Annotated in this window: 22 protein-coding genes; all 22 read left to right on the top strand. The window is 38.4% G+C overall.

The window, feature by feature from the left end:
• The first annotated feature begins 102 nt into the window (after window positions 1-102).
• Entirely contained in the window at window positions 103-1,263 is a 1,161-nt protein-coding gene (gene sucC, locus I5435_RS04765; RefSeq protein ID WP_024362048.1) for an ADP-forming succinate--CoA ligase subunit beta, read from the top strand.
• A gap of 17 nt (window positions 1,264-1,280) precedes the next feature.
• Complete coding sequence (gene sucD, locus I5435_RS04770; RefSeq protein ID WP_024362047.1) at window positions 1,281-2,183, top strand: succinate--CoA ligase subunit alpha; 903 nt, start codon at window positions 1,281-1,283, stop codon at window positions 2,181-2,183.
• A 222-nt stretch (window positions 2,184-2,405) separates the two neighbouring features.
• Entirely contained in the window at window positions 2,406-3,302 is an 897-nt protein-coding gene (gene dprA, locus I5435_RS04775; RefSeq protein WP_025218789.1) for a DNA-processing protein DprA, read from the top strand.
• A gap of 91 nt (window positions 3,303-3,393) precedes the next feature.
• Window positions 3,394-5,472: a type I DNA topoisomerase gene (gene topA / locus I5435_RS04780; protein ID WP_024362045.1), complete on the top strand. Its 2,079-nt coding sequence runs from the start codon at window positions 3,394-3,396 to the stop codon at window positions 5,470-5,472.
• An 18-nt stretch (window positions 5,473-5,490) separates the two neighbouring features.
• The gene (gene trmFO / locus I5435_RS04785) at window positions 5,491-6,804 is read left to right on the top strand and encodes an FADH(2)-oxidizing methylenetetrahydrofolate--tRNA-(uracil(54)-C(5))-methyltransferase TrmFO (RefSeq protein WP_337983322.1); all 1,314 of its coding nucleotides are present in this window, start codon (window positions 5,491-5,493) and stop codon (window positions 6,802-6,804) included.
• A gap of 285 nt (window positions 6,805-7,089) precedes the next feature.
• A complete protein-coding gene (gene xerC / locus I5435_RS04790) occupies window positions 7,090-7,989 on the top strand; it encodes a tyrosine recombinase XerC (RefSeq protein ID WP_337983323.1) in 900 nt (299 codons plus the stop codon).
• 22 nt (window positions 7,990-8,011) lie between these two features.
• A complete protein-coding gene (hslV, locus tag I5435_RS04795) occupies window positions 8,012-8,557 on the top strand; it encodes an ATP-dependent protease subunit HslV (RefSeq protein ID WP_024362042.1) in 546 nt (181 codons plus the stop codon).
• Window positions 8,557-9,957, top strand: a complete 1,401-nt coding sequence (hslU, locus tag I5435_RS04800; RefSeq protein WP_024362041.1) for an ATP-dependent protease ATPase subunit HslU — start codon at window positions 8,557-8,559, stop codon at window positions 9,955-9,957. Before hslV ends, hslU begins: the two co-directional genes overlap by 1 nt.
• Before the next feature lie 86 nt (window positions 9,958-10,043).
• The gene (gene codY, locus I5435_RS04805) at window positions 10,044-10,823 is read left to right on the top strand and encodes a GTP-sensing pleiotropic transcriptional regulator CodY (protein WP_024362040.1); all 780 of its coding nucleotides are present in this window, start codon (window positions 10,044-10,046) and stop codon (window positions 10,821-10,823) included.
• An 874-nt stretch (window positions 10,824-11,697) separates the two neighbouring features.
• Window positions 11,698-12,090, top strand: a complete 393-nt coding sequence (gene flgB / locus I5435_RS04810) for a flagellar basal body rod protein FlgB (RefSeq protein WP_024362039.1) — start codon at window positions 11,698-11,700, stop codon at window positions 12,088-12,090.
• Window positions 12,091-12,093: 3 nt separating this feature from the next.
• Window positions 12,094-12,555, top strand: coding sequence for a flagellar basal body rod protein FlgC (gene flgC / locus I5435_RS04815; RefSeq protein ID WP_024362038.1), 462 nt, complete (start codon window positions 12,094-12,096; stop codon window positions 12,553-12,555).
• Between the two features lie 24 nt (window positions 12,556-12,579).
• Window positions 12,580-12,885: a flagellar hook-basal body complex protein FliE gene (gene fliE / locus I5435_RS04820; protein WP_024362037.1), complete on the top strand. Its 306-nt coding sequence runs from the start codon at window positions 12,580-12,582 to the stop codon at window positions 12,883-12,885.
• 148 nt (window positions 12,886-13,033) lie between these two features.
• Window positions 13,034-14,626, top strand: coding sequence for a flagellar basal-body MS-ring/collar protein FliF (gene fliF, locus I5435_RS04825; RefSeq protein WP_337983324.1), 1,593 nt, complete (start codon window positions 13,034-13,036; stop codon window positions 14,624-14,626).
• Between the two features lie 15 nt (window positions 14,627-14,641).
• A complete protein-coding gene (fliG, locus tag I5435_RS04830; RefSeq protein WP_337983325.1) occupies window positions 14,642-15,655 on the top strand; it encodes a flagellar motor switch protein FliG in 1,014 nt (337 codons plus the stop codon).
• Window positions 15,648-16,433, top strand: a complete 786-nt coding sequence (gene fliH, locus I5435_RS04835; RefSeq protein ID WP_024362035.1) for a flagellar assembly protein FliH — start codon at window positions 15,648-15,650, stop codon at window positions 16,431-16,433. The genes fliG and fliH overlap by 8 nt, the downstream gene beginning before the upstream one ends.
• Window positions 16,434-16,438: 5 nt before the next feature.
• Window positions 16,439-17,764: a flagellar protein export ATPase FliI gene (fliI, locus tag I5435_RS04840; protein ID WP_337983326.1), complete on the top strand. Its 1,326-nt coding sequence runs from the start codon at window positions 16,439-16,441 to the stop codon at window positions 17,762-17,764.
• Between the two features lies 1 nt (window position 17,765).
• Window positions 17,766-18,215 (top strand): flagellar export protein FliJ, encoded by a 450-nt coding sequence (fliJ, locus tag I5435_RS04845; protein WP_024362033.1) that lies wholly within the window; start codon window positions 17,766-17,768, stop codon window positions 18,213-18,215.
• Window positions 18,216-18,219: 4 nt separating this feature from the next.
• On the top strand, window positions 18,220-18,828 hold the full coding sequence (locus I5435_RS04850) for a MotE family protein (RefSeq protein ID WP_024362032.1): 609 nt from the start codon (window positions 18,220-18,222) through the stop codon (window positions 18,826-18,828).
• A gap of 27 nt (window positions 18,829-18,855) precedes the next feature.
• Entirely contained in the window at window positions 18,856-20,139 is a 1,284-nt protein-coding gene (locus I5435_RS04855) for a flagellar hook-length control protein FliK (RefSeq protein ID WP_108029521.1), read from the top strand.
• Between the two features lie 3 nt (window positions 20,140-20,142).
• Window positions 20,143-20,811 carry a flagellar hook assembly protein FlgD gene (gene flgD / locus I5435_RS04860; protein WP_024362030.1) on the top strand — a complete coding sequence of 223 codons (669 nt, stop codon included), beginning with the start codon at window positions 20,143-20,145 and terminating at the stop codon, window positions 20,809-20,811.
• 15 nt (window positions 20,812-20,826) lie between these two features.
• Window positions 20,827-21,198 (top strand): TIGR02530 family flagellar biosynthesis protein, encoded by a 372-nt coding sequence (locus I5435_RS04865; RefSeq protein WP_025218795.1) that lies wholly within the window; start codon window positions 20,827-20,829, stop codon window positions 21,196-21,198.
• A gap of 85 nt (window positions 21,199-21,283) precedes the next feature.
• Window positions 21,284-22,231: a flagellar basal body rod protein FlgG gene (flgG, locus tag I5435_RS04870; protein WP_108029522.1), complete on the top strand. Its 948-nt coding sequence runs from the start codon at window positions 21,284-21,286 to the stop codon at window positions 22,229-22,231.
• The last annotated feature ends 46 nt before the right edge of the window (window positions 22,232-22,277 follow it).

Below are 22,277 nucleotides of genomic sequence, written 5' to 3' on the forward strand. Positions count from 1 at the left end.
ATTCGAACAAAAGACAAAGTGTAGACTTTATCAGAATCTTTCGTTAGAATAGATTATGTTAGTAAAACAATTTTATGCAAATGTTTGATGGGAGGATGTATTATGAATATCCATGAATATCAAGGGAAAGAGATTCTGAGAAAATATGGTGTTGCAGTACCCAATGGAAAAGTTGCTTTTTCCCCTGATGAGGCAGTGAAGGTAGCGAAGGAACTTGGCTCAAATGTAACCGTGGTCAAGGCGCAAATTCATGCAGGTGGACGCGGTAAAGCTGGTGGTGTCAAAATCGCAAAAAACCTTGATGAGGTGCGTACATACGCAAAAGAGTTATTAGGTAAAATTTTAGTAACTCATCAAACAGGTCCAGAAGGTAAAGAAGTAAAACGCTTGTATATTGAAGAGGGCTCTGATATCCAAAAAGAGTATTATTTAAGTTTAGTATTAGACCGCGCTACTTCTCGTGTAACATTTATGGGTTCAGAAGAAGGCGGTATGGATATTGAAGAAGTAGCTGAAACAAATCCAGAAAAAATCTTCAAAGAAGTTGTTGATCCAGTAATTGGACTAACAAGCTTCCAAGCACGTCGTATGGCGTTTAATATGAATATTCCAGCAAACCTAGTAGGGAAAGCTGTTAAATTAATGTTAGGTTTATATCAAGCATTTATCGACAAAGATGCTTCAATAGTAGAAATTAATCCACTTGTTGTCACTGGACAAGGAGAGGTTGTAGCACTAGATGCTAAATTTAATTTTGATGCCAATGCGTTGTATCGTCATAAAGATATTGTCGAATTACGCGATTTTGATGAAGAAGATCCAAAAGAAATCGAAGCATCGAAATATGATCTTAGCTATATTTCACTAGATGGCAACATTGGCTGTATGGTAAATGGTGCGGGTCTAGCAATGGCAACGATGGATACAATTAGTTACTATGGCGGTAGCCCCGCTAACTTCCTTGATGTAGGGGGCGGCGCAACAGCCGAGAAAGTAACAGAAGCTTTCAAAATTATCCTTTCTGACTCAAATGTAAAAGGTATTTTCGTTAATATTTTCGGCGGCATTATGAAGTGTAACATTATCGCTGATGGTGTAGTAACAGCAGCCAAAGAAATCGGTTTATCTGTACCGTTAGTAGTACGTTTAGAAGGTACAAACGTAGAGCTTGGTAAAGAAATCTTAAATGCATCAGGTTTAAACATCGTGGCAGCAGACTCAATGGCTGACGGTGCACAAAAAATTGTGGGACTAGTAGGCTAAGGAAGGCAGGGAGAACAATGGCTGTATTTATTAATAAAGATACAAAGGTAATTGTACAAGGGATTACAGGCGAAACAGCGCTATTCCATACGAAGCAGATGCTTGATTATGGTACAAAAATCGTAGCAGGCGTAACACCTGGTAAGGGAGGTCTTGAAATTGAAGGCGTACCTGTGTTCAATACTGTAGCTGAGGCTGTAGCAGCAACAGGTGCAACAACATCGGTTATTTATGTACCAGCACCTTTTGCAGCAGATGCCATTTTAGAAGCTGTTGATGCTGAGCTAGAATTAACAATTTGTATTACAGAACATATTCCTGTCCTTGACATGGTGAAGGTTAAACGCTTTATGGAAGGCAAAAAAACACGCCTAGTTGGTCCAAACTGTCCAGGTGTTATTACGGCTGATGAGTGTAAGATTGGTATTATGCCTGGTTATATTCATACAAAAGGGCATGTTGGTGTAGTTTCACGTTCTGGCACATTAACGTATGAAGCGGTACACCAATTGACGCAAGCTGGTATTGGTCAAACAACGGCTGTAGGTATCGGAGGAGACCCTGTAAATGGGACTAACTTTATCGATGCCCTTGAAGCATTCAACAATGACCCTGAAACATATGCAGTTGTCATGATTGGGGAAATTGGTGGTACTGCTGAAGAAGAAGCAGCTGAGTGGATTAAAGCAAATATGACAAAGCCGGTTGTTGGCTTTATTGGTGGACAAACAGCACCTCCAGGGAAACGTATGGGACATGCAGGTGCCATTATTTCTGGCGGTAAAGGAACGGCTGCTGAAAAAATTAAAGCAATGAACGAAGCTGGTATTGAAGTTGCTGAAACACCTTCTGTTATCGGCGAAACACTTATTAAGGTAATTAAAGAAAAAGGGCTATACGAAAAATGTAAAACCCATTAAAATGGAAGATGTAGCACATTGTGGCTACATCTTTTTCTCTGTCTCGGTAGATGGTAAACCTGTTCGTAGCTTTACAAACGGCGGTGTTTGTACAGTTACATGCTAAACGCACACAACAAAAGTCGACAAGGCGAAGCTACAGGACGGGTCATATTCTATTTTTTTGTGCTGAAATAACAATTGCGGTCATTTAATTTCTTCTATTATAAAGGAGGTTTTTAAATGATTTTCTCAGTAGATACACAGAGATTACTAGCTATGCATTATATATATCCATTACCACTCCAAAAACTTCAACAATTATTGTCCCCGGTGGATGTATTGAGTTATTTTGAAGAAGCGCACCCTGAAGAGATTGCGGGTGCATTGCAAATAACATGGCAAAAAGCGCTGCTAATGATTCGGAATTTTCAACGTGTTCGACACTTGCCATTTGAAGAGGCTTACGCACAAGCAAATATTTTCCCCATACCATTTAATCATCCATATTTCCCGGCGCAATTATTTGAAATACCTAGTCCACCTACTGTATTGTATGTGAAAGGTCAGTCTGCTCTGCTAGCAAGAGATAAACGGATAGCTATAATAGGCTCTAGAAAGGCTACAGCCTATACAAGAACGGCAATGGACTTAATCGTCCCTCCGCTTGTTGCGCACGAATATACGGTTGTCAGTGGGCTTGCACGAGGTGCTGATACAATGGCTCATGAAGCGACGATTAAATTTGGTGGACAAACAATTGCCGTGTTAGGTCATGGTTTTCATTATGTCTATCCTAAGGAAAACCAAGCACTTGCTCAGCACATGGCAGAAAACCATTTACTTGTTACAGAGTATCCACCTTATATGCGACCGGCAAAATGGCAATTTCCTATGCGTAACCGGTTAATAAGTGGTCTGACTCAAGCAATCGTTGTCACGGAGGCTGCGCTAAAAAGTGGGACGTTAATTACGACAGAATGCGCATTAGAGCAAGGCAAAGATGTATTTGTCGTTCCCGGACCGATTAATAAAGAGCAGTCAAAAGGGACAAATAAATTACTTATAGAAGGAGCTATACCCGTGTGCGATGGTCACCAAATCGTTGAAACACTTTCGCTCTTTTCTAGCAAAAATTGAAAAAAAGTTGCATTATCTTAAAATCTGTTATACATTTTGCAACAGGTAACTTAAAAAATTAGCAATAGACCTCGCTAAGGGGGAGACATAGATGGCGGATTATTTAGTGATTGTAGAATCACCAGCAAAAGCAAAAACAATTGAACGTTATTTAGGAAAAAAATATAAAGTAAAAGCATCTGTTGGACATGTGCGTGACTTACCACGAAGTCAAATGGGTGTAGATACTGAAAATAATTACGAACCTAAATATATTACAATTCGCGGAAAAGGACCTGTTTTACAGGAACTGAAGTCTGCGGCTAAAAAAGTGAAGAAAGTCTATCTAGCGGCCGATCCAGACCGCGAGGGAGAAGCGATTGCTTGGCACCTTGCGACGGCATTAAATATTGATATTAATTCAGACTGTCGAGTTGTTTTTAATGAAATTACAAAAGATGCGATTTTAGATTCCTTTAAAAACCCACGTGCCATTAATATGGACTTAGTGGATGCTCAACAAACACGTCGGATGTTAGATCGTCTAGTAGGCTATAATATAAGCCCAATTCTTTGGAAAAAAGTAAAGAAGGGCTTATCAGCAGGTCGCGTACAATCGGTTGCACTTCGTATGATCATTGATCGTGAAAATGAAATTAAAAACTTCCAACCAGAAGAGTATTGGACGATTGAAGGCTCTTTTGAAAAGGGCAAAAAGACATTCGATGCACTGTATTACGGTAACGGCAAAGAAAAAATCAAATTATCGAATGAAGAGCAAGTAAAGTCGATTTTAAAAAATGTCAAAGGTACAGCATTTGAAGTTGTCAATGTGACGAAAAAAGAACGTAAACGAAATGCTGCGCCTGCTTTTACGACATCTTCTTTACAACAAGAAGCAGCGCGAAAGTTAAATTTCCGTGCGAAGAAAACGATGATGCTGGCACAGCAATTGTATGAAGGTATTGATATTGGTAAAAAAGAAGGTACAGTCGGTTTAATCACGTACATGCGTACAGATTCAACACGTATATCTGAAACTGCAAAAGCGGAAGCGGTTTCTTATATTGAGACAAAGTATGGGAAAGAATATATCTCGACAGAAACAAAGCAGGCCAAAAAAGCATCGAATGCGCAAGATGCTCATGAAGCCATTCGTCCAACAAGTACGATGCGAACACCGGATGAGTTAAAAACAGTGCTTAGTCGCGATCAGCTACGCTTATACCGTTTGATTTGGGAGCGCTTTATTGCGAGTCAAATGGCCCCTGCTGTTTTAGATACAGTGGCTGTAGATCTTCAGAATAATGATGCTTTATTCCGTGCAAACGGTTCACAGGTCAAATTTGCCGGATTTATGAAACTCTATATTGAAGGTACAGATGATCAAACAGAAGAAACGACGAAACTTCTACCGGAAATGGAAATCGGCGATCAGGTGACATCACTTGAAATCGAACCGAAGCAACACTTTACACAGCCTCCACCGCGTTATTCAGAAGCGCGTCTTGTGAAAACAATGGAAGAGTTAGGAATAGGACGACCGTCGACATATGCACCGACCCTCGATACAATTCAACGCCGCGGCTATGTTGTGCTTGATGCCAAAAGATTTATGCCGACAGAGCTAGGTGAAATTGTCCACCAACAAATGCTGGAATTTTTCCCTGATATCATCAATATCGAATTTACAGCAAAAATGGAACAAGATCTCGATGATGTTGAAGAAGGTAGTCGTAAATGGGTTGAAGTAATCGATGATTTTTATAAAGACTTTGAAGTTCATGTCAAGCATGCGGATGCTGAAATGGAGAAAGTAGTAATTAAAGATGAACCGGCTGGCGAGGATTGCGAAAAATGTGGTTCACCAATGGTATTCAAACTGGGGCGCTATGGAAAATTTATGGCTTGCTCGAACTTCCCAGATTGCCGAAATACAAAAGCAATTATGAAGCCAATCGGGGTTAAATGCCCTTCTTGTGAAACAGGTGAAATTGTTGAGCGTAAAAGTAAAACAAAGCGTTTATTTTATGGATGTAATCAATATCCAGAATGCGAATTTGTATCATGGGATAAACCGATTAGTAGACCATGCCCGAAATGTAGTGCATTATTAGTAGAGAAAAAATTAAAAAAAGGTGTACAAATTCAGTGTACGAAATGTGACTATGAAGAGACACCAACACAATGATAGGAAGATGGTAAGAACATGACTGAACTAGTTGTAAATGTAATAGGTGCTGGCCTTGCAGGAAGTGAAGCGGCTTGGCAAATTGCTAAACGTGGAGTAAAAGTTAAACTTTATGAAATGCGCCCTGTTAAACAAACACCTGCCCACCATACTGATAAATTTGCAGAGCTTGTTTGTTCAAACTCGTTACGTGCTAATACACTGACAAATGCAGTAGGTGTTATTAAAGAAGAAATGCGTTTATTAGACTCTGTTATTTTAAAAGCAGCTGATGCATGCTCAGTACCAGCAGGTGGTGCACTTGCAGTTGACCGTCATGAGTTTGCAGGCTATGTAACGGAAGCGGTAAAAAATCACCCATTAGTGGAAGTAATACATGAAGAAGTTACAGAAATTCCAGAGGGCATTACGGTTATTGCAACAGGCCCACTGACTTCAAAAGCACTAGCTGAAAAAATTCAAGGATTAACAGGTCTCGACTATTTATATTTCTATGATGCAGCTGCACCAATTATTGAAAAAGATAGCATCGATATGGATAAAGTATATTTAAAATCTCGTTATGATAAAGGTGAAGCGGCTTATTTAAACTGTCCTATGACAAAAGAAGAATTCGATCGTTTCCGCCAAGCATTGATTGAAGCAGAAGTTGTGCCATTAAAAGAATTTGAAAAAGAAATTTATTTTGAAGGCTGCATGCCAATCGAAGTAATGGCAGCTCGTGGTGAAAAAACAATGTTATTTGGACCGATGAAGCCAGTAGGGCTTGAAGATCCAAAAACAGGTAAACGACCATATGCGGTAGTACAATTGCGCCAAGATGATGCAGCAGGTACCCTTTACAATATCGTAGGTTTCCAAACGCACTTAAAGTGGGGGCCGCAAAAGGAAGTACTACAACTAATTCCTGGACTAGAAAATGTTGAAATCGTACGCTATGGTGTAATGCACAGAAATACTTTCATTAATTCACCGAAAGTTTTAGAGAAAACATATCAGTTACGTGAACAAAAAAATATTTTCTTTGCTGGTCAAATGACGGGTGTAGAAGGTTATGTAGAATCAGCAGGAAGCGGTTTAATTGCTGGCATTAATGCGGCACGTTTAGCATTGGGTCAAGAACCAATTATTTTCCCATTCGAAACGGCATTAGGAAGTATGGCGCGTTATATAACAGAAGCACAATCGAAAAACTTCCAACCGATGAATGTCAACTTTGGCATATTCCCTGAATTACCACCTGGACGTCGTTCAAAACCAGAACGTGCAGAAATGCATGCTGCACGTGCAATGAGCACAATTCGAAATTTTGTGAATTCACAAACAATTTAATTGCCAAAAGCCTCTAAAAGTTGATATACTCTTAGAGGCTTTTTCTTTTATGTAGACAAAATGCTTATTTACACGTATTTTATTATTTTGTATAGAGATTTTCTCAAAATATAACCATTTTCACTTGCTATATTACGAAGATAGGTATAGTGTCAATATGTATGTTTTTTAAAGATTACTAAAGCAACAAATTGATTTAGATGGCCGCAATTGTTTTACCATTTGAATTTGTTGGTAATAGTAATGAGAGAAGGTTACGAATAATTCATTGGTGGTGAATCTTTCATGTTAGTTTCGTCCCAAGAAGCACTTGAACAGTTTATGCTTTACATCCAGGTAGAAAAAAACTTCTCTGTTCATACTGTGCGAGAATATGAATCAGACCTACTAGATTTTTTAGCGTTTTTACAGGCAGAAGGCGTTAATGATTTAGCTAGTGTTGAGTATATACATGCACGTCTATATGTAACGAAGTTGTACGATGAAAAGAAAGCAAGAACTTCTGTATCAAGGAAGATTTCATCAATCCGCTCCTTTTTTCGCTTTCTAAATAAACAGCACGGCTTGGATGATGGCGCTTTTCGATCGCTCTATCATCCGAAAAAAGAATCACGTTTACCAAGTTTTTTTTACGAACAAGAATTAATGCAGCTTTTTGATGCGAATGTAGGCGATGATTTGAAATCGTTGCGCAATATGGCGATTTTAGAGTTATTATATGCAACGGGCATTCGTGTGAGTGAGCTCACATCCATTATGGTAGGGGATATAGATTTCCGTTATTCTATTGTTCGGGTAATGGGTAAAGGAAGAAAAGAACGTATTATACCATTTGGTCAATTTGCGAGTGTGGCTATACAGCACTACATAGAGCAGGCTCGTCCACGTTTGATGAAACAAACAAATCATGAGCAATTATTTGTCAACATGCGTGGTGGGGAACTTACACCACGAGGGGTACGTCATATTTTAAATGAAATGATTGACAAGACCTCACTCCATACGAAAATATACCCACATATGCTTCGCCATACTTTTGCTACACATTTACTGAATAATGGCGCGGATTTACGGACGGTGCAGGAGTTACTGGGCCACGCGCATTTAACTTCAACACAGGTTTATACGCATGTAACAAATGAGCATCTTCGTCAAACATATATGAATGCCCATCCAAGGGCATAATAGAGGCTAAGGAGGAAGGCAAATGGGACAAATCCATGCGACTACGATATTTGCGGTACATCATAACGGCGGGTGCGCTATGGCTGGCGATGGTCAAGTGACACTTGGCAATGCGGTTGTCATGAAAGGAACTGCAAGGAAGGTCAGACGTCTGTTTAATGGTCAGGTGCTGGCAGGCTTTGCAGGGTCGGTAGCTGATGCATTTACACTTTTTGAAATGTTTGAAGCGAAATTAAACGAATATAATGGGAATTTACAGCGGGCTGCTGTAGAAGTAGCAAAACAATGGCGCGGTGATAAAATGCTACGCCAACTAGAGGCGATGTTACTTGTAATGGATAAAAGTACACTACTCCTTGTATCTGGTACGGGAGAAGTGATCGAACCAGACGATGGTATTTTAGCAATTGGTTCTGGTGGGAATTATGCATTATCAGCAGGTCGAGCTCTAAAAAAATATGCAGGTGAAACAATGACTGCCCGAGAGATTGCGGAGGCAGCGTTAGAAACTGCCGCTGAAATTTGTGTATTTACAAACCATAATATTATCGTGGAGGCACTTAACTAATGACACCACAAAACTTAACGCCAAGACAAATTACTGAGCATTTGGATCGTTTTATCGTAGGGCAAAATGAGGCGAAAAGAGCGGTAGCTATTGCATTACGAAATCGTTATCGTCGTTCTCTTCTAGCGGATGATATGAAGGCTGAGGTTATTCCAAAAAATATTTTAATGATTGGACCAACTGGAGTTGGGAAAACTGAAATTGCAAGAAGAATTGCAAAGCTTACGAATGCACCGTTCGTGAAAGTTGAAGCAACGAAATTTACAGAAGTGGGCTACGTTGGACGCGATGTGGAGTCAATGGTACGCGATGTTGTAGAGGCTGCTCATCGTCTAGTGAAGGAAGAGATGATGGAGTCTGTGAAGGAGCAAGCGGAAGAATTGGCAAATGAAGCCATTGTAAAATTACTTGTCCCTTCTTTACGTAAAAAACAGGCTATGCAAAATCCGTTTGAAATGTTATTTGGTGGCAAAGAACAACAAACGCATGATGATACATCTTCTGAAGAAACGGAAGTGCGTTCAAAACGTGCGCAAATCGCAATTGATTTACGCAATGGCAAATTAGAAAATGAGTGGGTTACAGTTGAAGTAACGGAGCAAAGTCCGTCGATTTTTGATGCATTGCAAGGAACAGGGATGGATATGTCTGCCAATAGCGGGATGCAAGACATGTTGTCTAGCTTAATGCCTAAAAAACAGAAAAAACGCAGAGTGCAAGTAAAAGATGCACGTCGTATTTTAACTATAGAGGAAGCAAATAAGCTGATTGACGCAGATGAGGTGTCACAAGAAGCGATTGCTAGAGCAGAACAATCTGGGATTATATTTATTGATGAAATCGATAAAATCGCAAGCAAAGACACGAACTCTTCTGCCAGTGTTTCACGCGAGGGTGTTCAGCGCGATATCTTGCCGATTGTCGAAGGTTCTACTGTGACGACAAAGTATGGGGCGGTCAAAACAGACTACATGCTTTTCATTGCAGCAGGTGCTTTCCATATGTCAAAGCCATCCGATTTGATTCCAGAATTACAGGGGCGATTCCCTATCCGTGTTGAATTAGAAAAATTAACGAAGCAAGATTTTGTTCGTATTTTAAAGGAACCAGATCAATCACTTATTTTGCAATATAAAGCATTGTTAGAAACAGAAGGTGTAGCAATCGATTTTGCAGAAAATGCAATTGAACGAATTGCAGAAATTGCTACAGAGGTTAACCAAGAAACCGATAATATTGGTGCACGTCGTTTGCATACAATTTTAGAACGCTTGTTAGAAGAATTATCGTTTGAAGCTTCTGAAATAGCACCGGCGCAAATTGAAATAACAGCTGCTTATGTTGACCAGAAGCTAGCGGGTATTGTAAAAAACAAAGATTTGTCACAGTTTATACTGTAGGCAAGGCTTGTTAGTATCATTCAATTGTAAAAAACTTTAGAATATTAAATAAATACGGTATGGATTATTTATAGGAGGAACACATAATGAACTTATTAGAAAAAACACGTAAAATTAACTCGATGCTCCAAGCATCTGCAGGTAAGCCGGTAAACTTTAAAGAAATGGCTGACACACTAGGTGATATTATTGACAGCAACGTTTATATTGTGAGCCGTAAAGGTAAGCTTTTAGGTATTTCAATTCACCAACAAATTGAAAATGAGCGTATGAAAAAAATGTTCGAAGAGCGTCAATTCCCAGAAGAATATACACATAGCTTATTTACAATTTCTGAAACATCTTCAAACCTAGATATAAACAATGAACATACTGCGTTCCCTGTAGAAAATAAAGATTTATTCCAAAGCGCTTTAACAACAATCGTTCCAATCGTTGGTGGCGGTGAACGTTTAGGTACTTTAATTTTAGCCCGTTTATCAGCTCAATTTGAAGATGATGATTTAATTTTAGCTGAGTACGGTGCAACAGTAGTAGGTATGGAAATTTTACGTGAGAAATCAGAAGAGATTGAAGAAGAAGCGCGTAGCAAAGCTGTTGTACAAATGGCGATTAACTCACTTTCATATAGTGAATTAGAAGCGATTGAACATATTTTTGAAGAGCTAGATGGTAACGAAGGTTTATTAGTTGCTTCAAAAATTGCTGACCGCGTAGGTATAACACGTTCTGTAATCGTCAATGCATTACGTAAACTAGAATCTGCGGGTGTCATTGAATCACGCTCTCTAGGTATGAAGGGAACTTACATTAAAGTATTAAACGATAAGTTCTTAAATGCACTTGCTGAAATTAAAATGAAATAATTAAAAAAGCTCCCTCAAATGATTTTGAGGGAGCTTTTCACTGTAACTAAGCGTTGTTTTAGTTATCTCAACTATATACATTGTTAATATGTTAAGCCTTACTTAGCTTTTCTTACGTGCAAATGGTATCTCAACAAATGGTATATGTGTCATTTTTGTGAATGGTACCAATCTTGTATTTTTAATAGGGAAAAATATGGTAGGGCTTTTTTAGTAGGGAAATTTAAAATCCATCTTCTGTAAGTGCAATAACTGCATCCTAAGGTCTGTTTATTGTGGAAAAGGGGAGGTAGCTTTAGCAAAACAAAGGGACAATTAAAATCCGTTAAGCAAAGAATTAATGCTTATACGAGAATAACTTGCTAATTTCCGCGTAATTCAATCTTTACATATAAAGAATTTTTCAGAGAAGCAACTGAAAAGTACTCAGTTTGAAGATAGTACATCTGACAATGGGGTATGCATTTCAATAGCCTTTTTTGTCGATGTGCGAAAATTTTCATAATTACATTTCTAGAAGGTTACTTATATAATCATATTAAAAATAGTAAAAAGGGACTTTTTTTTACCGAAAAATCACAATTTGTAATTTATATCCAGCCCTGTCTAGTAATAAACAGGGAGATAATTGATACTAATACAGTAAACACTGTCGAAATAGTGTAAAATAACTAGAAATAAGACGAAACGTATCGACGCTTAGTGCCCCAAGGGATGGGGCATATTTGTCCCGGTTAAACTTCTGAAAAAATAGGGCGTATCTACTATTAAAAAATGACAAAAGACAATAGACACTACGTATCATCTTAATTACAATTGTATTATTGGATAAAATAAGAAGTACATAGATTGAATTAAAATGAGGTGAATGGTTTTGAACTTATTTGGAGGAACTATTAGTAGCCTGGAAAACGGACTTTCCTATGCAACTTTGAATCATAAAACAATCGCAAATAACATTGCGAATGTCGATACACCAAATTATAAGGCGAAAAGTGTAAGTTTTAAGGATATGTTGGAGAAAGAGAAACAAATTTCTATTTCGGCATATCGCACAGATAGTAGACATTATGATTTCGAAATAAGACAATCGACACCAGGTGTCCATAATGTTGACGGCTTACGATATCGAAATAACGGAAATGCTGTAGATATGGATGCTGAACAAACGAAATTAGCAGAAAATCAAATCTACTACAATGCTTTAATCGACCGTGTAAATGGTAAGTTAAATACACTCAATACAGTTATTAAAGGAGGTAAGTAATAAATGTCTATATTTCATGGAATGAATACCACTGCCTCTGCTTTAACAGCACAAAGGTTGCGCATGGATGTTATTTCTTCCAATATGGCAAACATGGATACAACTCGTGCTAAACAAGTAAATGGGGAATGGGAGCCATACCGCCGGAAGTCTGTCACTTTTTCCGCGCAGGAAGGGCAATTTTCAAAGTTTCTTAATGTTGCACTCGGAAAAAATGCTAAAGGTGGCGTGGGGAATGGCGTAAAAGTATCGCAAATTAAGGAAGATACAGAAACACCTTTCAAATTAGTGTATGATCCGACACATCCGGATGCAAATGCAGAAGGCTATGTCAACATGCCAAATGTTGACCCGTTAAAAGAAATGGTAGATTTAATGTCTGCTACTCGTTCATACGAGGCGAACATAACAGTTTTAAATGCAAATAAGTCCATGCTGACAAAGGCGTTGGAGATTGGTAAATAAACATAAAGAAAGGATGGATACATAATGGCAATTTCGTCCGTTTCACTAATGACACCTACTCAGGTTGTAAATGAAACAAATAAACTAAAAACGACACCTTACGAAGCGCAACAAAGCTTTGCGAATTCGTTAAAAGAGGCAATAGCGAAAGTGAATGATCAGCAAATCACTTCTGATAAATTTACACAAAAGCTAATAACTGGTGGAGATGTGGAGTTGCACGAAGTAATGATTGCATCTCAAAAGGCGAGCATTACATTAAACGCAACAATTGAAGTTCGCAATAAGGTGATTGAAGCTTACCAAGAAATAATGCGAATGAGTGTCTAATTAAATTGCGTTGGTGAAGAAAGACACCAATCCAATTAATTAGGCTTCTCATGGAACGATACATTTTATATTCAATACTTCCATGAGATTCCACTGTTATCGCGAATTATTGATTGCTAGGTTATTCACTATAACCGGAGGATTCATAATGAATGAACGATTGACGAAAATAAAAACCGACACCAGCCAATTTTGGAAAAGTCGGAGTAAAACACAAAAAATAGTAATGCTTAGTTCTGTAGTAGGTGTGATAGCACTTGCAGCCATCATTACGTTTTTTGCAACAAAAACTACATATGTTCCGCTCTATAAAGATTTATCCACAAGAGAAATTGGGCAAGTAAAAGAAGCATTGGATACTCAAGGTGTAAAATATGAAATTGCCCCAGGAGGCACATCTATATTAGTGCCTCAAGAACAGGTTGACTCTTTATTGGTGCAACTAGCATCAGAAGGATATCCTCAGACTGGAACAATCGATTACTCTTTTGCTAATAGTTCTGGCTTCGGTATGACGGACAATGAATTCAATTTATTGAAAAAAGCCGCAACTGAAACAGAAATTGCTAAGCTAATCAAAAATCTAGAGGGCGTAAAAGATGCAAAAGTGATGATCACTCTTCCTGAAGAAGGAGTTTTCATACAAGATGTAAAAGAAGATGCGACTGCATCCATTGTATTGAATACAGATCCTGGCTATAAGTTTACAGAACAACAAATTGCAACAATGTACAACTTAGTTTCAAAAAGTATTCCGAATTTAAAAACTGATAACATTGTGATCTCGAATCAATTCTCAGAGTACTTTGATTTAAATGCTGCAACAACAGATGGTACATCGACAACAACAGCTGAAGGTCAATTACAAATGAAGAAATTGGTTGAACGTGACCTACAACGTCAAGTGCAAAATATGCTAGGAACACTGATGGGACAAGATAAAGTAATTGTTTCTGTTACAACAGACATTGACTTTAAAAAGGAAAATCGTGAAGAGAACTTAGTGACACCAGTTGATGAAGAGAATATGGAAGGGATTGCGATTAGCGCCCAACGTATTACAGAGCAATATTCTGGTACTGGTAATGCAGCAATGGGTACACCTGAGGCTGAAACAACTACAGATAATTTCACAACATACAATGAGGGTGCAACAGGAAATGGTGATTATGAACGTACGGAAGAAACTATTAATAATGACGTCAACCGTATTCGTAAAGATATTCAAGAAGCACCATATAAAATTCAAGATATTGGCATCCAAGTAATTGTTGAACCACCTACAGCTACAGACGCTGCATCATTACCTGATGGTGTACAACAAGACATTGAGAAAATTTTAAGTACAATTGTTCGTACAACAATTTCAAAGGATGTAGCAGCGGTACTTACTCAAGAGCAAATTGATGAAAAAGTGGCTGTTTCTGTCCAACCGTTAAATGGTAAGGTAGCTGATACTGCTGATGAAACACCTGTTATCCCATGGTGGGTTTGGGTAGTTGGAGGTATTTTACTAGCTGTTATTCTATTACTTGCATTCTTTATTATCCGTTCACGTAAACGTGCGAAGGAAGAAGAAGAGTTAAGTATCCTAGAAGAACAAGAAGAATTGATGATTGATGATATTAATGAAGAAATTGAAACGGAAGCTACAATGCGTCGTAAGCAACTTGAAAAAATGGCGAAAGAAAAGCCTGATGATTTTGCAAAGTTACTGCGTAGTTGGATTGCGGAAGACTAACTAGGAGGTTCTGCTGTGTCCAAGAAAGATAAGGAATTAACCGGAAAACAAAAGGCCGCACTCTTGTTAATTTCATTAGGGCCTGAGGTTTCAGCTTCTGTCTATAAACATTTAACTGAGGAAGAAATTGAACGTTTAACGTTAGAAATTTCAAGTGTTAAAAAAGTAGAAGCAAATGTAAAAGAAGAAATTATTGAAGAATTCCACAATATTGCACTTGCGCAAGATTATATTACACAAGGCGGTATTGGCTACGCGAAGACGGTATTAGAGAAAGCACTAGGTATTGAACAAGCTCAAACAATCATTAATCGTTTGACTTCTTCTTTACAAGTGCGCCCATTCGACTTTGCACGTAGAGCAGATCCTGCACAAATTTTTAACTTTATTCAAAATGAACATCCACAAACAATTGCCCTTATTCTCTCGTATTTAGAAGCAGGACAAGCGGGTGTTATTTTACCTTCATTACCACAAGAAGTACAAGCTGATATAGCTAAACGTATTGCGATGATGGAGTCAACTTCACCAGAAGTAATTAGTGAAATTGAGTCTGTCTTAGAACGTAAACTATCTTCAACTGTGACGCAAGACTACACAGAAACTGGTGGTATCGACGCAGTCGTTGAAGTATTAAATGGTGTAGACCGACAAACAGAAAAAACGATTCTCGATGCACTCGAAATTCAAGACCCAGAGCTTGCAGAAGAAATCAAAAAACGCATGTTTGTATTCGAAGATATTGTTACGCTTGATAACCGTTCGATTCAGCGTGTTATCCGTGATTGTGAAAACGAAGATTTACTCCTTTCAATGAAAGTGTCAAGCGAAGAAGTAAAAGATATTATCTTCCGAAATATGTCACAACGAATGGCAGATACTTTCAAAGAAGAAATGGAAATTATGGGGCCAGTTCGTTTGCGTGACGTAGAAGAAGCTCAATCGCGAATTGTTGCTGTTATTCGTCGCTTAGAGGATGCTGGTGAGATTATTATTGCACGTGGTGGAGGAGATGACGTCATTGTCTAGAATCATCCGTTCTGTATACACACAGTCCAATGGCGATAATGTAAAGAAGATACAAATACGTGATATGTTTGATATACCCGAAATGGAAACAGATGAAACATCCCATCATCAAATGACAATGGAAGATGTATTTGCCGAACGTGATCGTTTACTTGCAGAGGCTCGAGCTGAAATTCAAGCGGCACGACAAGCCTTTGAACAAGAGATGCAAATGCACTTCCAAGAAATTGAGCATATGAAACAAAGCTGGGAAGAAGAACGCCCAAATCGTGTACAAGAAGCGTATGATGAAGGGTATGGTCAAGGCTATGAGGATGGTACAAACAGAGCCACGGAAGCAATGGCGCAATCCCTTCAAACAGCGAATGAAATCATTGTACAAGCTGGGGAAAATGCGAAAAAATATATCGAAGATCAAGAAGCAATTATTTTAGAACTAGGTTTAACTGCTGCAGAACGTATTATAGGGACTTCATTAGAGCAAAACGATGAATTATATCTATCCATTGTTCGTAGAGGTCTTAAAGAAGCGAGAGAAATGAAGGAAATTAAAATCTACGTTTCTCCTACATATTATGGCTTAATTACATCTAATCGTGATGAGTTGGCCGAAATGTTCCCAACAGACGTACCATTTATGATTTTTGTTAACGAAGATTTTGCAAATGAAACAGATTGCTATATCGAAACAAATTATGGTCGGATAGTTGTTAGTATTGACGAGCAATTAAATGAATTAAGAATCAAGCTACATGAAATATTAGAAAGTAAGGAATGATCGACATGAAAACGGCTCAATTAATCGAACAAATTCCAAATATACCGACTTTCAAAAAGTATGGTAGAGTAACGAGAGTTGTCGGCTTAATGATTGAGTCGCAAGGTCCCGATAGTTCCATCGGTGATGTGTGTAAAATTCATGTTGAAACGTCGAAAAACGGCCATCAAATCATTTTGGCAGAAGTTGTTGGCTTCAAAGATGAAATTGTTGTTTTGATGCCTTATACTTCGCTTCGAGAAATATCGATTGGTTGCTTAGTAGAGGGAACAGGGGCGCCGCTTGAAATTAAAGTGGGACCAGAGTTAATTGGGAAGGTTCTAGATTCAATGGGGAATCCTATTGATGGTACTTTGTTACCGAAAGGATTAATGTCTGTTCCTACAGAACAAGATCCACCCAATCCCCTTACTCGTCCGCCAATTAATGAAAGACTTGAGGTTGGAGTAAAAGCAATTGATGGTATGTTAACTGTCGGTAACGGACAACGTGTAGGTATCTTCGCCGGCTCTGGGGTAGGTAAAAGTACATTACTAGGCATGATTGCACGCAATACACAAGCGGATTTAAATGTCATTGCTTTAGTTGGAGAGCGTGGCCGTGAGGTGCGCGAATTTATTGAAAGAGATTTAGGATCTGAGGGGTTAAGCCGCTCAATTGTTGTGGCAGCTACGTCAGACCAACCAGCACTAATGCGTATTAAAGGAGCGTTTACTGCAACAGCTATTGCAGAGTACTTTAGAAATCGTGGCTTAAATGTCATGTTGATGATGGACTCAGTAACGCGTGTTGCAATGGCACAGCGGGAAATAGGGCTTGCAACAGGAGAGCCCCCTGCTCAAAAAGGTTATACGCCATCTGTATTTGCGATTTTACCAAAGTTATTAGAGCGTACGGGGACAAATGAAAAAGGTTCGATTACTGCCTTTTACACGGTACTAGTTGATGGTGATGATATGAACGAGCCTATAGCTGATACAGTGCGAGGTATTTTAGACGGACATATTGTACTTGACCGAAACCTTGCCAATAAGGGCCAATATCCTGCTATTAATGTGCTGAAAAGCGTCAGTCGTTTAATGAATCATGTGGCAGAGCCAGCGCATAAAAAAGCGGCCGAGCGTTTACGTGAGCTTTATTATACATATGACAAATCTGAGGACTTAATTAATATCGGTGCCTATAAACGTGGGACATCTAAAGAGATTGATGAGGCCATTTATTATGAACCGCTTATTACGGCTTATTTAAAGCAAGGGTATTTAGATAAGGTGACGCTTGAGGAAAGTATGAATGAGTTGATTACATTATCGAACGGTGGTGGCAAGTAGGTTGGTTAGTTATATGTATCGTTTTGAAAAAGTGTTAACCATTCGAGAACAAGAAAAAAATGAAACTGAAATTGCCTATAAAGAAGCTGTTCGTTCTTTTGAAGAGGTTGCAACAAAGTTGTATGACTTGCTGAAAAAGAAAGAGAATTTAATAGAATTTCAGCAAGAACGTTTAGTTGTAGGATCATCAATAGAAGAAATTCATCACTATGCTCGTTTTATTGATAGCCTTGAAAAGACTATTGCCGACGTACAACAAAAGGTTGTACAGGCACGTTCTAAAATGAATTGGTACGAAGAAAAACTATTAGAAAAAAACTTGGAAGTACGTAAATTTGAAAAAATGCGTGAAAAAGATTATAAGTCATTTCAACAAGAACAAGATCGCATCGAGAGCATATTTTTAGATGAAATTTCTTCACTTACGTATTTCAAGAAAGAAATCAGGTGATTTCATGGCGAAAAAAGAAAACCGTATTAAAACTGAATTAGAAGTACAACAGCCACCACGTAAATCAGGAGGTTTCCAAAAGTTTTTTATCTGGATATTAATACCTGTTATGTTTGTAGTCGCGGTGTTACTTGTTGTAGCAACGTTAATGAATACGAACGTCTTTGATTTAGGAAAAAAGGCAGTAAGTAGCTTACCTTTTGTTGAATCAGAGGCACAACAAGCGAAAGATGCTGTTGTAATTGATGATTCCAAAGTTGTAAGTTTACAGGCAGAAATACAAGAAAAAGAAGCCGAAATAGCGCAATTACAAAAAAAATTAGATGACACGACAACTGAGAAAGAAAAATTGTTGACAGAACAAGAGAAATTACTGTTTGAAATAGAAAAATTAAATAGAGAACAAGATGATGTGAAACGTGATTTCAATGATATTTTGTCTACTTTTGATAAGATGTCACCTAAAGCAGCAGCACCGGTGCTTATAAAAATGAGCGATGCACAGGCATTGCGCATTTTATCAAGTTTAAAACCTGATAAGTTAGCTGCTATTTTAGAGAAAATGGAACCACAAGATGCTGCGAAATATACTGAACTGATGGCTAAACAATAAAAAAACAATTGAAAAGGAGGTGAAAACATGAATATTGCAATGATGAATATGACGGCTTCTAAAGTAAACACTGCTTCACCGAAAGCTGTGTCAGCTAGTAATGCTGAAGTAAAAACAAATGCAGGAACAGCTCAAGATAAAGTATCAAAATTTGGATCTGTATTTGGACAAGTAGTAGCTTCAACGAACCAGCAAAATAACATATCACAAAGCAGTGAAACACAAGATGGCGATAAGTTAGCTGAACTAGAGGAATTATTAAATACTCAATCTATCGAGGAATTGTTAGATTTGTTAGAGATCCCGCACGACGAAGGCTTGTTAATGCTTCAAATAGGGGAAGATGGCAAAGCAGTAGCTATGGATGAAATGTTGAATTTAGACAATTTAATGGCTGCATTGAATGTAGATAAAGAGCAAATTCAGAAATTGGTTCAACAACTTCTAGGGGAAGAACAGCAAGCGAGTGATGTGTGGGAGCTACTAACTTTAGTAGACGCTCAAGCACCTGTGTTACAGACGCAGTTAGTAGCTGCTTTACAAGGTGAAGGACAAGTAACGCCCGAGGAGGCAACAACGCTACTTCAAGTATTAAAACTAACACAATTAGTTGGACAAAAAGCAGATTTAACAATGTCTCAAGAAAATAGTTTGTCAAACGTTCAACAATTTTTAACAACGGTGCAAACGCAAATTGAAACGATTCAAACTGCGCAACCAGTTACCACAAAAACAACTGTTACATTGCCGTTGCAAGGTTTCCAACAAGTCATTCAGCAAGTACAAGTGACGAAACAAAGCGATACAAATGCTAATGAAATGGTGACAGCGAATACAGTACAAACAAAAGCAGATACATTCCAAGTAACTTTGCCAACAGCTAAGCCAGCTCAATCGGAAGCATTACTGAAAGAAATGCAGGCAATCATCAATAAAGCTCAAATTTCTAATGCGCAAGGAATTACACGTTTAACATTAAAATTATATCCTGAAAATCTTGGTACAATTCGAATCGAGCTTGTCCAAAATGACGGTGTTTTAACTGCGCGTCTACTAGCATCTACTGCGCACGGGCGTGAACTGCTTGACAGTCAAGCACATCAGTTAAAGCAAGCGTTTGTTCAGCAAAATATCCAAGTGGAGCGACTAGATATTGCACAGTCGTTGCAGGATGCTGATAGACAACAGCGAGATCAACACTTCTTTAACAACTTCTTTAAGCGACAACAGCAAGAAGAACAAGAGCAACAAAATGAGGATAACGAAGAGAGTATGTCCTTCCATGATTATTTAGAAATTGAGGAGGTGTAAACAGTGGCTGAAACGAAAATTTCAAATGATCTTTACTATTCAAACTATAGTGCCCCAACTAAACAAACAGGTAGCAGTGAGCTCGGTAAAGATGCATTTTTAAAGTTATTAATTACACAATTACAACATCAAGATCCAACAAATCCTATGGATGACCGAGAATTTATTGCTCAAATGGCACAGTTCTCGTCTTTAGAACAAATGCAAAATATGACAAAGGCGATGGAATCATTGCTGATGTCTCAACAACAATCGCAGCTTATGAACTATACATCATTTGTTGGCAAAGAAGTAAAATGGCATGAAATCTCAAAAGAAGTGGATAAAGATAATAAGCCGATTGTAATAGAAGGCTCAGGCGTTATCCAATCTTTAAAATTTGTTGATGGGGAAGCCGTGTTTGTATTAGCAGATGGCAAGGAAATATTCCCTGGAAATATCTCTGCTATTCTTGGTAATAAAGAAACGAGCACAGGTGAAAACAATACATCAACTGAATCACCGCTTGTACAAGCGAGTATGCTAATCGGCAAAAATGTTACGTACAAAGACGGGGAACAAGATGCACAAGGTAGAATCACTTCTGTATCTAATAAAGATGGCATTATATATTACGAATTAGCAAATGGCAAAAAACTAGCAGGGAAAGAATTTACAGTAATTAGCGAATAAAGGTGGTGGAGAGAGATGGATAAATTTTCAATTCATCGTGTCCCATTGTATCCAACTATTCGCCAAAAGCAACCTACACCTACCAATACACAGCAATCGTTTAGCGCGCATTTACATGAGGCGACGAATCAACAGGAGCTAAAAGTCAGTAAGCATGCTTATGAACGCATTAAAGAGCGTAATATCGCGATTACTGAACAGGAATGGCAGGTTGTATCTGACAAGGTATTTGAGGCACATTCCAAAGGTGTCAAACAACCATTAGTCTTGATGGATCAAGCAGCTTTAATTGTCAGTGCTAAAAATGCTACTGTTATTACAGCAATGGATCGCACGGAAGCAAAGCAACAACTGTTTACTAATATTGATGGCACAATCGTGCTTTAAGGCTGGACCTTCTTTAGTAAGGAAGCCTATGTGTTGCTGACTGACAGAGGCACACAATTCAAAAATGAAGGGAGAACGACAACTTATGTTACGTTCTATGTATTCAGGTATTTCAGGTCTTAAAAACTTCCAAACAAAGCTAGATGTTATCGGCAATAATATTGCCAATGTAAACACGTATGGATTTAAAAAAGGTCGCGTGATTTTCAAAGACATCCTATCTCAAACAAGCGGAGGTGCTTCAGCTGCAACACCTACTCGTGGTGGTACAAACCCTATACAAGTAGGTCTTGGTTCAACACTTGCAGCAATTGATACAGTTCACGGTTCTGGCTCACGTCAAACGACAAACCGCCCATTGGATCTTGCCATTCAAGGTGAAGGCTTCTTTATGGTAGCTGACTCTGTATCAAATACGGATGGTGTTGCAGAAAACTATACAAACGTTGTTTATACGCGTGCAGGTAACTTCTACATGGATAATGCAGGTTATTTAGTGAATGCAGAGGGGAAATATTTAGTGGGGCATGCCAATGATACATTGTATGGAACTGACTCAACTGAAAGTAATGCAGAAGCAGATAAAAATGCCAGCCCGCTGAATGGAATAACGGAGGATTTACTTGGAGAAAACGATACTTTTACTTTTGACGGTAATAACCCAATTAAAATCCCAACAACTGCAAAAGAGTTGAGTATTGGTCCGGATGGAACGGTTGAATATGTGGATGCCAATGGATATAGACAATATGCAGGTCAAATTGTTATGGTTAAATTCCCTAATGCTGGTGGTCTTGAAAAAGTAGGGAGTAACTACTTCCAAGCAACTGCGAACTCTGGAGCACCTTATGGACAAATTGCTACAGTAGCAGGTATGGGGTCAATTACGGCAGGGGCACTTGAAATGTCCAACGTAGACTTATCTGAAGAATTTACTGAAATGATTGTAGCGCAACGTGGCTTCCAAGCGAATACGCGTATTATCACTACATCAGATGAGGTTCTTCAAGAGTTAGTTAACTTAAAACGATAGTTTAGAAATTAGTTACTTCTAGTTTCGAAAGCTGTTATATCATAGT

Source organism: Lysinibacillus sp. C5.1, assembly GCF_016350185.1.
Taxonomy (GTDB): domain Bacteria; phylum Bacillota; class Bacilli; order Bacillales_A; family Planococcaceae; genus Lysinibacillus; species Lysinibacillus sphaericus.